Origin of the sequence: Providencia burhodogranariea DSM 19968 (assembly GCF_000314855.2) — a bacterium.
Taxonomy (GTDB): domain Bacteria; phylum Pseudomonadota; class Gammaproteobacteria; order Enterobacterales; family Enterobacteriaceae; genus Providencia; species Providencia burhodogranariea.
Window position 1 is genome coordinate 274,692 of record NZ_KB233223.1, and the last position, 13,551, is coordinate 288,242.

The 13,551-nt window shown below is 34.8% G+C and carries 10 protein-coding genes; 1 reads left to right on the top strand and 9 read right to left on the bottom strand.

The window, feature by feature from the left end:
• Window positions 1-22: 22 nt before the first annotated feature.
• The 3 genes from OOA_RS11925 to OOA_RS11935 form a co-directional block, all read right to left on the bottom strand.
• Window positions 23-2,710, bottom strand: coding sequence for an outer membrane usher protein (locus OOA_RS11925; protein WP_008912401.1), 2,688 nt, complete (start codon window positions 2,708-2,710; stop codon window positions 23-25).
• A gap of 20 nt (window positions 2,711-2,730) precedes the next feature.
• Window positions 2,731-3,276 carry a fimbrial protein gene (locus OOA_RS11930; RefSeq protein ID WP_008912402.1) on the bottom strand — a complete coding sequence of 182 codons (546 nt, stop codon included), beginning with the start codon at window positions 3,274-3,276 and terminating at the stop codon, window positions 2,731-2,733.
• An 82-nt stretch (window positions 3,277-3,358) separates the two neighbouring features.
• Window positions 3,359-3,883, bottom strand: a complete 525-nt coding sequence (locus OOA_RS11935) for a fimbrial protein (protein WP_008912403.1) — start codon at window positions 3,881-3,883, stop codon at window positions 3,359-3,361.
• Between the two features lie 673 nt (window positions 3,884-4,556).
• On the opposite strand from OOA_RS11935, the gene OOA_RS11940 reads away from it, so the two are divergent.
• On the top strand, window positions 4,557-5,111 hold the full coding sequence (locus tag OOA_RS11940; RefSeq protein WP_008912404.1) for a tyrosine-type DNA invertase: 555 nt from the start codon (window positions 4,557-4,559) through the stop codon (window positions 5,109-5,111).
• Window positions 5,112-6,122: 1,011 nt separating this feature from the next.
• Here OOA_RS11940 and OOA_RS11945 read toward each other — a convergent pair.
• The 6 genes from OOA_RS11945 to OOA_RS11970 all read right to left on the bottom strand — a co-directional run bounded on the left by OOA_RS11945 (window position 6,123) and on the right by OOA_RS11970 (window position 13,521).
• Window positions 6,123-6,617 carry a nucleoside deaminase gene (locus OOA_RS11945; protein ID WP_008912405.1) on the bottom strand — a complete coding sequence of 165 codons (495 nt, stop codon included), beginning with the start codon at window positions 6,615-6,617 and terminating at the stop codon, window positions 6,123-6,125.
• 133 nt (window positions 6,618-6,750) lie between these two features.
• Window positions 6,751-8,085 carry an exo-beta-N-acetylmuramidase NamZ family protein gene (locus OOA_RS11950; RefSeq protein ID WP_008912406.1) on the bottom strand — a complete coding sequence of 445 codons (1,335 nt, stop codon included), beginning with the start codon at window positions 8,083-8,085 and terminating at the stop codon, window positions 6,751-6,753.
• A gap of 46 nt (window positions 8,086-8,131) precedes the next feature.
• The gene (locus OOA_RS11955) at window positions 8,132-9,217 is read right to left on the bottom strand and encodes a hypothetical protein (RefSeq protein ID WP_008912407.1); all 1,086 of its coding nucleotides are present in this window, start codon (window positions 9,215-9,217) and stop codon (window positions 8,132-8,134) included.
• Between the two features lie 126 nt (window positions 9,218-9,343).
• The gene (locus OOA_RS11960; protein WP_008912408.1) at window positions 9,344-11,209 is read right to left on the bottom strand and encodes a glycoside hydrolase family 3 protein; all 1,866 of its coding nucleotides are present in this window, start codon (window positions 11,207-11,209) and stop codon (window positions 9,344-9,346) included.
• 610 nt (window positions 11,210-11,819) lie between these two features.
• Window positions 11,820-12,974 carry a flavin-containing monooxygenase gene (locus OOA_RS11965; protein WP_008912409.1) on the bottom strand — a complete coding sequence of 385 codons (1,155 nt, stop codon included), beginning with the start codon at window positions 12,972-12,974 and terminating at the stop codon, window positions 11,820-11,822.
• Window positions 12,967-13,521: an OsmC family protein gene (locus OOA_RS11970; RefSeq protein WP_008912410.1), complete on the bottom strand. Its 555-nt coding sequence runs from the start codon at window positions 13,519-13,521 to the stop codon at window positions 12,967-12,969. Before OOA_RS11970 ends, OOA_RS11965 begins: the two co-directional genes overlap by 8 nt.
• Window positions 13,522-13,551: the final 30 nt, after the last annotated feature.

Below are 13,551 nucleotides of genomic sequence, written 5' to 3' on the forward strand. Positions count from 1 at the left end.
TATTAACTCTTTTTAATCAAGCTTATAGCGATGACCCATCTGGGGCATACTGAATGTTTGGAGGTGTTAGTAACCAGCGATCATGGGCAGAAATCCCTTGTGAAGGTGCATCTAAAGGTAATTCACTGTTGGTGACCGGTTTGATTGGCAGTGATGCAGGATTGATTGGCATAGCACTCGGATTCATATCACAAGGTAATAGCAGAGAATTGAATTCTATCGTTTCAATATCCTGTGGGATCTGTATCCGACACTGTGTTTGTCCATTCCAATTCACATCCAATATCTCATTTGGATTAATGCCCGAGAGATATACTGAGCCGTTATCGTTAACGATCCCAACTTCATGATGTTTAGCATTTTGAATTGATGCGCCAAATGGTGGATAAGAACCATCCGCCAATGCCAATCTAACCATGGTTTTGAGACCAGAAAGGACATCGAATTTACGATAGGCGATAGCACCTTCAGTTACAGTGAATTGCTGAACTGATTTCACGGCCTCGATATTGTCCGGAAGGTTATTTAAATCAACACTGGTACTCATGCGGTAATAGTCATTGATATCTGAAATGACGGCTTTACCGAATCGATTGGTACGTGTGTTTGGTCCGAAACCTTTAATTGGCACATTAGCAACACCATCCGTGTCAACCATAATCCGGCTAGCACCAGGCACGTTAATGCGGTGTAATGCGGTACCATGACCTGTCAAGGTTGCACCACCTTGCAAGGAAAGAGCCGCAGAAGTGTAATCTCCAGCAACATAACTCGCATTCGCTGTAACAGTCGCGAGGTCACCATAATGCAGATAATAACCATTACCTGTTGCTTTACCGCGAGTACTAATACCAGTACCTAAGCGATAACTATTATTATCATCTAAACGATCGTAATAACTGACAGTATGCGAGTTACCCGCTTTATTAATGATACTGTTGTAGCTAATAGTGGCTGCATCCCCCATCGGCATCGAGAAATTTAGATAAACGCCATCATCATTCTTTTTACCTTCATATTGATTGCGGAATGCATTTAAACTCACGTTAATATTTTTAAATCGACCAAAGTCGAAATATCGAGAAAGGGCAAGGTTGTAGCGTTTAGTATTAGGCCTATTCCAGTAAGTTTCATGGCTATAATTCAAGTAAGCACTCAGTCCAAGCGCGACAAATTGCTTATTTAACATGATGGTATAAAGCTCTTTAGTATTATCTTGAGCAGAATCACGATAGCGGCGATCAAGATATTGGTTCATATTCATGAAATCGCGTTCTGAGAATCGATATCCTGCAAAGGTAACTTGGCTATCATATTCTTCGAAACGTTTAGAATAACTGAGCCGGTAGGAGCCACCTGTATAAGTTTTATTATCAGCAGGTAATTTAGCTCGAGACTCTGTGATATCGAATGAAATTGCCCCGAACATCATTAAATCACGGCCAACACCGAGTGATAATGCGTTATAGTCACCAGCGCCAAGTAATCCACCGTATAATGACCAACCATTAGATATCCCCCACGAGAACTCACCTAATGCAAAACCCGGCCCTTCGCTATGGTGATCCATATTGCTTGGGCGACCACCAACGAGTTTAAATTGCACTCGTCCTGGGCGTGTGAGGTAGGGAATTGTTGCGGTATCCATTTGATACTCTTGAACAGAGCCGTCTTGTTCTTCAACGCGAACATCAAGTTTACCGTTGATCGTATCGTTTAAATCCTGAATACGAAAAGGTCCAGGTGCAACCTGAGTTTCATAAATAACACGGCCTTGTTGACTGATGGTGACCTTAGCATTTGTTTTTGCAACCCCACTAACTTCGGGGGCATAACCTCGTAAATTAGGTGCTAGCATATTGTCTTCAGACATTAAACTAGCGCCTAAATAACGAAAAGAATCAAAAATGCCTGAACGTAAATATTCTTCACCTAAGGTGAGCTTAGCGTTGAGTGACGCAATAGCTCGATAGGCGTAGTATTGGCTCCAATCCCAATTACGTTCGGTTGATTGACCATTTGTATCGTTATAGTTTGCTTGCCAATTTGCACGAAAACGCCAAGCGCCTAGGTTAAAGCCAGCGACACCATTACCTGTGACTTGCTGATTGGTATTAGAATTTTTGTGGTCAGTGACTTGAGCGTTAATATTATAGTCAAAGATAGCGCCTGAAATTCCGTTATCCCAACGAGATGGGGGATCCCAATTATCAGCAGTATATTCCAGATAGGCTTGTGGAATTGTTATTGCAATAGTTTCAGTACCTAATGAACCACTTGCGGTCATACCTGGAATTGAATCTATTTTTAAACACTGCCCATTATTCGACCACTGTGTTTTACTTTGCCATTCATTACGAAGGGCAAGGTGTGAAATAATTTCTGGTGATAAACAAGGAATGGTTTCTTGTGTATTTTGCTCAGAAGGTACATAGCTGACTTCATACGTTGACGGCAATGTACTTTTATTTAAGCTAATATAAAAAGGATATGTGCCGGGCATAATATAGCCGACTTGCGTGAACTCACTTAAATCGATATTTGCTCGATCTTTAAGATCTAAAATATCAGTATTAAACTCAATATTATCATTAGCTAAAATTTGTTGAGGCTGAGTTATTGCAATAATAATCATTAAAGTAATTGGATTAAAATAATGACGCGCAGAGTCAGTTAAGACTTTATTTTTTTTCTTTAATAATAGAGCCATAATAATCCCTTCGCGATAACTCAGTAATAATCCATTTTAAAACGGACTATTGTTTGATAATTTCCTGACTCGAGGCGTTGGTTATTAGCAACTAAACGCATATCATAATTAAGGGTCATAGAACCGGATTCAATGCTGCGGGCGGGTAGCGGTTTTCCGGGTAATGCATGATTTCCAGAGGCGTCAGTAATTTGTAATGCAACCCCTTTCGCATTACCAAATAGACGGAAATTGTCGCCGTCATCTGCACCATCAAACGTAATTTCAAATGCTTGCCAATCAGGTTTACCTGGTGTTAATGGTGTCAGGACACAATTAATCAAACGAATTGAAAAGGGACGAGTAGGTCCTGCTTTATCATGTATCATTTGACTGATGGGGATAGTCTTTAGTTTAATAGATTGGTTACGGCTACCAGCATCAATTGCACAAGGGCTATCAATAATGGAGCCTTCAACAGTGACATATCCATTTCCCTGCATTGCTTTATTTAATTGGGTATTTGCATTAGCAGGTATTACTATCAATCCTGAAAACACCATGACAAAAATGCCAAAGTGACTCATAGCTACTCCATGTCAGAACATTGTTTAATTACATATACGATAATAAATTAGGCCTATACATCCCTGTTTAGGCCTTTCGCTATTATTGGTAGTTTAAAGCAAATGTTGCGATAGCTTTGAATTCACCTGGCGTAGCTGCATCAGTTTTATCACCTAACATATAAGCGGCAAAGTTAAGGTCATTGTTGCCATCACGTAGAGTAACTGCATCAGATGGAGTACCTAGCTTAATTTGTTTACCACCTGCGTTAGTGATAACGATAGCCGCGTTTTGAGCTTTTCCTTCGATTGCTAAAGAACCGTCAGTGATTGGGCTAGCTGCACCAGCAAAAGTAGTTTGTACTGTTTTTAATGTTTCAGTTGTGCAGTTCTCTAATGCAATTTTAAAAGCACGGGAATTACTGCGTCCGCCATCTTTTAATTCTGCAGTGGAGATTTGCCCCATAGGAACGATTTGATCCGAAGTTTCAGGTGTAATAGAACAAGGCGCATCAATGATTGAACCAACAAATGTCACTGTACCATGTCCTTGATCTGCTGCATTTGCTACACCAGCAGTAATTGAAAGTCCTAAACCTAAAACTAATGCGATTTTATTCAGATTCATTTTATACATTTCCATTAAATAAAAAGACGTTATAAAAAAAGATAAAAACAACGAATTCATTAGCTGTTTTTATTCTTAAAAGTTTCTTTAATTTGTTTAAATTTGGTGTGGTAAATAAAATTCACATAGAGCGAAGTTATTTGACTTGAAAAATTAAGTGAACAATATGCACCAAATTGTTAAGTTTGGTTTTTTTATTTGCTAAAGTAACACCTGCGAGATAAAAAACTTTTTTTATTTTTAAATTGGTATTTAATATTTTTTTTCTGTTGTGAAAGGAGTAAGTTAGGCTGGCTAGACTAATATCCTCACAGAAATTCCATATGTGAAATAAAATGAAGTAAAATTAATCGTTTTTTTTCAGTGTGTTATAGCTTATCTTTGGTCTGTTAGTCATGGATTTGACTTAATAGGATTAAGGAACAATAATACGGACAGTTTGGTGCAAAGTGTTAATTTTAAATGTAAAAAACCTATTCCAATGGTTTTTTTTCCTTTTTACTCGTAATAGGTAAAGATTAATAATCAAAATTATCTCAAACTTTTAGTATTTAAATAATCAATTTTAGCTGCTTTTTTAGTATAAAATTTAATCTAATGTTTATTATTTTTAAAGTTTTGGTATGTTAAATATCTTGTCAATTTAGATATATTATTAACTGGGAATAAAATGATGAAGCAACGGAAATTTCTTACTCGATTTGAAATAGAGGCAATACTAGATGAATCTAAGAAAGGGCGCTATTCAGAGCGAGATTATTGCATGCTATTAATGTGTTTTATTCATGGTTTTCGAGTAAGTGAATTATGTCAATTATCTTTGAGAGATATAGACCTTAATTCCAAGGTTTTATATGTTAGGCGGTTAAAGGGAGGGTTATCTACTACACAACCACTAATAGAGAAAGAATATAATGCATTGAGCCAGTGGTTAAATGTACGCTCTCATTGGCGTGATGCTGATTCTCCATGGGTTTTTTTATCACAGAAAGGCGGTCCTCTTTCGCGCCAACAAGTTTATGGATTAATTAAAGCGTATAGTATAAAAGCAGATGTTTCGATTGAAGCACATCCACACATGCTAAGGCATTCATGCGGATATGCATTAGCAGATTTAGGCCGAGATACACGATTAATTCAAGATTATCTTGGGCATAGAAATATATCCCATACCGTTATTTATACAGCAAGTAATGTAAAGCGTTTTTTTAATATTTGGGATGTTTAATTATTAGTATTTCTTAAGTTTAGATTTCTTTTTTTTATAGGGAAAACTAATTAGTATTTCTTGGTAATATAAAGTATAACTTGATATTACAGTATGTTTATTTTAATGAAAAATATATTTTACGAAGTGATTTTATTAAAAATATGTTAATTGTGTAATTTATTGTTACACATGATGTGGGTTAAAAAGCTAATTTAAATTGACATTTTAATTAATCAAAAACCGTCAATAAAAATTAGCTGTTTAATTTGGCTTTAGTATTACGGTATAACATAATGATAGTTATTATTATTAACGGTTGTAGAGCTAAATAATAAATCAAATGATTGATAGTGTCTGTATATTAAGAATATTCTGTATGCTTTACCTAAGAGATAATAGAATTACTATTGATTTTAATCAATGGTGATAAATACTGTTTCCTATTTAAACAAATAGAGTTTTTTTATTCAATACATAGTACTAACAGTAAGCATTGGTAATCCTTTGATTACCAATGCTTACTGCGTGAATAAGTAGGGTATTGATTAAGCTATTCTTTAGATATGATCACATCATTTTTTTCGGATAACTAAATAGCTTTGAATGAATATAGATTTTCATGACTATTGTAAATAGTGGTTTTCTGATTGTTAAGTTAGATTTTTTAAATTACCAACTTGATAGCTGAGTTTACAGGGATAGTACTTTAATGAGTAGCTTCTATTTTTTATGGCATAACTAAAGTTACTCTTGACTACATTCAGTTATGGGGGGATTTGAATTTTTATGTTTTCCGGTTGTCGTCTACTTTAATTTAAAATCCAATACTTACATTTAACGCTAATTTAGAGTAATGATAGGTTAAATAAAGCGACTAATGGTTTATTTACGATTTTTTATTTTTAATTAATTTTAAATTATGAATATAAAAAATATTTAGCGATTATGTAATGATTAAAAATAGTACGCGAGATACCGCGTACGTTAAATTTTTCCCGTTACATTGCAGATTAATAAACGAGTCGCAAGTTACTTATTAGGTTGAAAGTAATGGGTATAAATAGAAACGGCCTGTTGTTGTAAAACTCCTTTAATAACAATAGGTTTGTTTGGGCTTCGTGAAAATATTTCGTCGCTACCTATCATTATGTTGAATCCCGCAATTTTGGCGAGAGTATCATGCGATAAGCTATATACCATTCTACCTAGATGACTCCATACCATAGCTCCAGCACACATGCAGCATGGTTCGCAGCTTGTATAAAGAGTATATTCTGATAGGTCCATTGTTTTTTGATTTGAACAAAACTGGCGAATTAAGCCTAACTCAGCATGATATGTTGGGTCACTATCTGTATGAATACAATTTTCGCCTGTCATGACAATTTGACCATTTTTTACTAATAATGCGCCAAAAGGTTCATTACCATTTTTTGCTGCATTTTCAGCAAGCTCTAATGCTTTATTCATAAAATAAATATCTAATTTTTGTTGATTGTTTTCGTTATCATGTTGATTTGTCATGCGCAAAGTTCCTCATTATGAATACTGTAATTTTTGACTATATTAAAGATAAGTTCAATTTTACAGCTATTTGAGCCATTAATTTATCTAGATAGCTCGAATAGCTTTATGTGCTACCGGCATATATTTTGAATTAATTAGGATATAACTTATATTTATCACGTAATTCTCTATATGCTTTATTTTCTGTTTCCCAGTGCTTTTCTATCATTTCAATAGTTTGTTGTTCAGATAAACCTGTTTTCGTGGCTTCATTAAGCATATCGAGGAATTGTTGGTTTCCAACCAACTTAGCTAACCAAAGTGGTCTAATAACAAAATAATCATCTTGATAATCTAGATAGTGAGCTTCTTTATTTGCATCAATAGCTAAAGGATAGCTCTTCTGGTGAAATTTAAACCACCATTTCACAAAGTGACGAATAGTTGGTTTTAAATTTTCAGGGGGATTATCTGCCAGTGATTCGCCATAGACTTGTTTTCCCGCTTGTGGCCATCCGTATCTCTTTTGGTTGATATCAACTTTATAGTGGGTATTCTCATAAAATTTATCAGAAGAAAACCCAAGTTGCTCAAAGGGATGATCTGAACCGCGACCCATATTGACACTCGTCGCTTCAAATAATGCTAACGAAGGATAGAGTTTGATGGATAAATCAGTTTTTAGATTTGGTGAAGGTCTTCTAGGGAGTCGATATTCCATATCATGACTATAATTACCAACTGGAATGATATGAAGTTTATCAATAGGAAATTGATACTCAGATTGGCCAACTGAACGCCAATTTGTATCATTCCCATTTGTCAGCCAACCTTCGTTGACTATCATGAGTGCAAATTCACCCGACGTTAAACCATGCACCATTGGAATAGGATGCATACCTATTCCCGAAATAAATTTCTCTTCCAATAACGGACCATATACATCACCGCCTAATGGGTTAGGTCTATCCAATACCATAAATTCTTTATGGTATTTTTGTAGACTTTCGAGTAAATGATGCATTGAAATCGTGTAAGTAAAGAACCGAACACCGACATCCTGCAAATCATAAATGACAATATCGACATCAGTTAGCTGCTCTTCTGTAGGATGAGCGCGTAAGCGCCCATTTTCATCTCGACCATAAAGTGAAATGATCGGCAACCCACTTTTTTCATCAACATGGTCATTGTCACCAAATCCAGCATCTTCATCACCACGGATCCCATGTTCGACAGAGAATAATTTTGTTACGTTAAAACCGTATTTATCTTGTTCAGATAAAAGCTTATCTATGGCATGGATCTCATTTTTATTAATAGAACTTTGGTTAACCATTAATGCTACTTTTTTACCTTTCAACAGTGGCCCATAGACATGCTCTTTATCAAGACCCAATATAATTTCATTATTTTTAGCCATATTCGCATGAGAAACAGAACTGATGAATAATAAGCTTAAACAAAAAATAAAAAATTTAGTCATAAAACACTCTTTATCAGATAATAATTATTAAAGATTAAATTTTCATTTAAAAAGTATGGCGCAACTCAATTGCCCAGAACCAAAAATTATTATTTTCTTTATTACCGTTTACCCAAGTGACTTCTGGTCGATAATAGGTATCCCAAAAAACAGATGTTTTCTTAGTAATTGGGTAGAGTAGCTGAAAACCATAACGGCTCCTATCTTTTTCTTTAAATAGAATTTCATTATTATACGAGTCTTTAAAACTTTGCTTACCTTTAGTTAAAGCATAGCGAGTATATGGCATAACCATCAAGCCGTTATCGAACCTATAACGATATACCGCCCATAAAAAATGCTCTTTATTGTGTAACGTATTTATTAAATTTTCATCGATATAAAGATAGTTGACCCACAACGAATTTTTCTTATTAAAAGTATACGTTCCTCCGACAAAATGTTCGTTAATTGAACTCCAGTCTCGTTTATAGACCCCATATTCACCTTTTGCTCTGGCATAGTCTAATTTACGGTCAATAAAACGAAATGATAAGCTGCCATTAAAGCTAATGTTGTCTGAATATTTATAATTAAATTGTGGCCTGACCCAGATTTCATGACGCTCTTCACCTTTGCGAACATCACCCTTATACTCTGGGGTCGCTAATGCTGGGTTGTTAATCGAAGCATAATGCCAATTATCATTGCGATACCCAAGGCGTACTTTAAAGTTACCAGGCTGATCTTTAAAAGTAAAAGGGAATGTACGGGTCGCGCCTACTTGCCAGCGTGTTCTATCATACTCTGAATTATTATCTAAATAAGTTTTTAATATTTGAACATCATACATCCACAGTGAATTATCTTGATAAATAAAAGCACCAAAATAAGGTGATGTTGCGACACTGCTTTTGATAAATTTCCAGTTATCATCACTATCAATTTCTTGCTCTGTTCCAATATATGATTCTACATTCCATTTTTTTTCACTTTGTAATTTTTCTAACATATTCTTCTTTTTTTCTAATTCTATAATTCTATTGTTTAACTCAATAACTTGTTGCTCATAATCCAGTTCAAATTCATCAGCTATCGCAAAGCTGGATAATAAAATAATCATTCCAGCAAATAATTTTTCTTTTTTTAACATGAGAGTTTATCCATCTAAATAAAATATTAGCTTTAATAATTTAAATGCATGGGGGGGTGATATCACTCAATTAATTGAATGATATCGCCATTAAAATTTGTTGATTTATATTGAAAGTAGTTATTATTAATAGGTTAAACCATGGCCATATGGGTAGATAATTTCTTTAGAGTTAGGCGTTTTGATATCAACCGGTAATTTACCTTTTGGCGTGTTTATTGCACTCTGATTCAAATCAGAAAAGAGCGTTTTTAAGCCACTGTAGATATTCGTTTCTAAGCTATTCCTGACATTATTTGTTACATCAAAACCGGTAATGCCATAAATAGCAATATTGGCTTTTACGTTATCTAAATAAGCAATATCATAAGGGTTTCGTGTGGAAATAACGACTAATGGAATTTTGTTTTTATTTGCTACATCGATAATTTTTTGTGCATTTTTAGGGTTTGTTGCTAAGTTATATGTGGCTAAAATGATTAAATCTTGTCCTTTTATTTCGTTCTCGATATCGGCTGCAGTGATATCATCAGACATCATCTTAATCACTTTATCTTTGGTATTAATATTGGTTAATGAATCATTAGCAATACGAGAAAGATGTTTTTTGATTAATTCGTTTCGAGGTTGTTCATCTGAAAATACAATAAAATCATTGTCGTTTTTCAATTGATAAGGAAGAATATTTTGGTTTTTGATCAATGTGATCGAATGGTCTGATACCATATTTTCGAGATCTTTATTAATTGGAGTTGCCACTGCTAACTGTGCAGTTTCTGCTTTTTTCTCATCAGGAAGAAGTTGTTTTTCCAATTTACTCAAAATAATGCGTTTTGCAGATTGATTAATTCGATTATTGAGTTCTTGATCTGTTTTGGCTTCTTTTTTTAAATAACTGTAGAGGTCATCCAGTTTAGAGACGTTTTGTTTATTTGAAATTTCTAACGGCATTAAAATAATATCATTACCAGCTAAAATAGCCTGTTTTACAGACCAATTGCTGCCAAAGTTTTTTGAAATTGCGCCCATATCCATCGCATCGGTAATGATGATGCCGTTATATTTTAATTCATCCCGTAAGATATTGGTTAATATTGGCTTGGATAATGTCGCTGGGATACCAATTTCTTCGCCTGTCAAAGAGGTCATTTTGTTATTATCTAGTGCAGGAACAACGACATGAGCCGTCATTATGGCATCAGTTTTATTCATCGTTTTTAGGAAAGGGATAAGCTCAATGTTTCGCCATGTTTCTTCATCTATATTAATAGTAGGTAATGAAAAATGGGTGTCAGATGAAACATTGCCATGACCAGGGAAATGCTTTACCGCACTCATTACATTATATTTATGAATGCCAGTAATATAATTGTTTGCTAGCTCACTAACGAGTTCAGGTCTATCAGAATAGGATCTCACACCGATGACAGGGTTGTTTTGATTATTATTTACATCAACGACAGGACCAAAGTTGAAATTAAATCCTAAATTGGATAGCTCATAACCATGGATCATACCAACCAGTTCTGTTAAGCCTTCGGAACGCGTTGCACCTAATGCCATGTTACCCGGCATTTCAGTACCTTCTCTTAAACGTGTGACATAGCCACCTTCTTGGTCGGTACTAATAAACAAGGGAAGGTTGCTTCTTGCATTCTGAAATGAATTAATTAAGTTCACAGTCTGTGGAGTATCAATCAAGTTTTCACGGAACAGGATCACTGAGCCTAGATGGTATTGATGGATAATATTTTCAACATCTTGATTTGAATCGATTAATGGTAGCTTGTTACCATTCGCATCGAGTTCCCAATATCGAAAGTCAGGCATCAGCATTTGACCAATTTTTTCGTCAAGAGTCATTGAATTAACAATTTCGTCTGCTGACTTTTCTGGTGATATCCAGTATTTTTTTAATTTATCATTAGGGATTACATCCGAATAGCAAAAATGGCTAAATATGATTAGAGATAATAGGATAGACTTTTTCATGTATATATTCCTTATTTACTTATTTTGCAGTAATAAATAAGGTTTTTTGGACTTTTTTGATGTGATATTAGTCTCAATAAACATTATTCGTATAACTTATTATATAAGAATAACGTTGTCTTTATTATTCGTTATGCTCGTTAATTTCCTATTGTATAGGGATTAACATGAGGAATTACTTAAGGAAAATTGGAATAATAAATATGTAACAAGATATGTCTAATTATTGTTTTTTGATATTTACATATAAATTATCCTCAATTTGAGTATTAAATAACTAAGATGTATTTCATCAAAATAGTTAACTACTAATGTATGTTTTTACTTCATCATGCTTATGTCGGTAAATTTTCGAAATAAGCTTTGATAAATTATTGGCTCAATAGAGAATTCATTATCTGAGGATAACGGCGATCAAAAAAAGGCTAACAAAGATGATACTTTTGATAAATAATTAAAATATGAATTGAGGTTTTTAAATTGCAACTCGGGTTACAGTGTTATCAATGCTCCCCGATATCGTTTCGCTTGAGATTTGTCTATATTTTTATATTGAAATTAAATTACATGAAAAATTTTTAATAGTCATGGGATATACCATACTCTATGATTAACGTTGAAGATAATTTTTTATTGCTTTAGCCATAATCGGTGCTTGTAATCCTATTTCTCTCAATTGCCCACTTAATGGATTTTTAAATCCAATAAAAAACAATCCGGCTTTATGACTCTCACCTGTTACTGGATTAATATTAGGTTTACCATTCGCATTTAAAATGTCGGGTATATTCAATAAAGAATCCAATCCTGTCTTAAAGCCAGTGCCTGATACAATCGCATCAATCTTTAGATTTATTTCTTCTAATTTATCGACTGACGTATAAATTTTTCCGGATATTTCATCTAATGATATTAATGGCCCTAAGATTTTTATTTTGTTATTTTTAATCTCATTAATAATCGGCATATATAAGGTTGGCGTGACTTGTTCAATCTCAGAAACATTTCCTGAGGGAGCCGCTAATCCATATTCAGTCAGGTTGCCAGTCCAATAACCGGATAAGCGCCTGAGTATTGCATCACTGGCTTTAGTGGGTAAACGATTTAATATCACTCCAAGGGCAGCAAAAGGCACTCCCCATAGGCTTTTAGGCAAAAAATAAGGTAATGTTCTCACCGATAAGCTGACTGATGCGGCATATGGCAGTAATCGGCAAGCAATTTCACAAGATGAATTACCACTTCCCACCACTAATACATGTTTATCTTTATATTTTTGGGCATTTTGAAAATTGGCTGAATGCGTAATAGTCCCCTTAAATTGTGCTCTGCCATCCCATTCAGGAACAAAAGGAATACGAGAGCTTCCTGTCGCAACGACTAAAGCTTTAGAACGTATTTTTTCATTACTTTTACAGGTGACGACCCAAATGGAATTGAGCTGGTCGTATTCGATTGACATAATTTCACAATCGGTACGAACTGCAAATTTTCCGCGTTCAGGAAGTGTTTCGAGAATATCTGCAAAAATATCACGTTCAGGCCAAAGTCCTGCTGATTTTGGAAAACGTACGCCGGGTAGTGTAGAGAACCAACGACCTGTATTTAGCCTCAACCCATCATAATGGTTACGCCAAACATCCCCCACAGAGGCTGTTCGTTCTAATACTAATGGTTGAACTCCAGTTCGTACAAGTTCATAGGCGGCAGAAAGCCCTGCCGGCCCTCCACCAATAACGATAACAGGATGAATAGATTCATTCATAAAAATCTATCTCTGGAGAGGTATGAATTTCTACCGAGAAAGGGACTGGGCGCATAATGGTATCGGGAATTGGTGCAGTAGGTAATAATTTATTTAATAAGCTATTGATGTTCTCAAAAGTTTCATCAGCATCAATAAAAACAGAAACATGGATACTTTCAAAACCGGGATGACCTTCTTCAACCCCAAAAGCGGCACGGAAATTGACACGCCCAGACACATTTAACGTTAGACTATTAACTTTTACGCCTACGGCGGATAACCCTCCAATATAGGTTGCGGCTAAGCAATTACCAATACCGGCTAATAATAATTCTTGAGGTGTTGCTCCTAAATCAGTACCGCCATAAGTCGAGGGTTCATCACCTTTTAATATTGCACCAGATTTAACTTCTGTTTTTGTCTGAAATCCATTAATCCATTGAACGGAGGTGGTATATAACGGACGAGCAATATTTCCTTGTTTATCTTCACGGATACGTTCTTTGATTTCTTTACCTGAATTCTTTTTTAATCCATTAATAGTTATAACTGTATTATTAGTCATGATTTTTCTCATATATAAAATAAAATGATA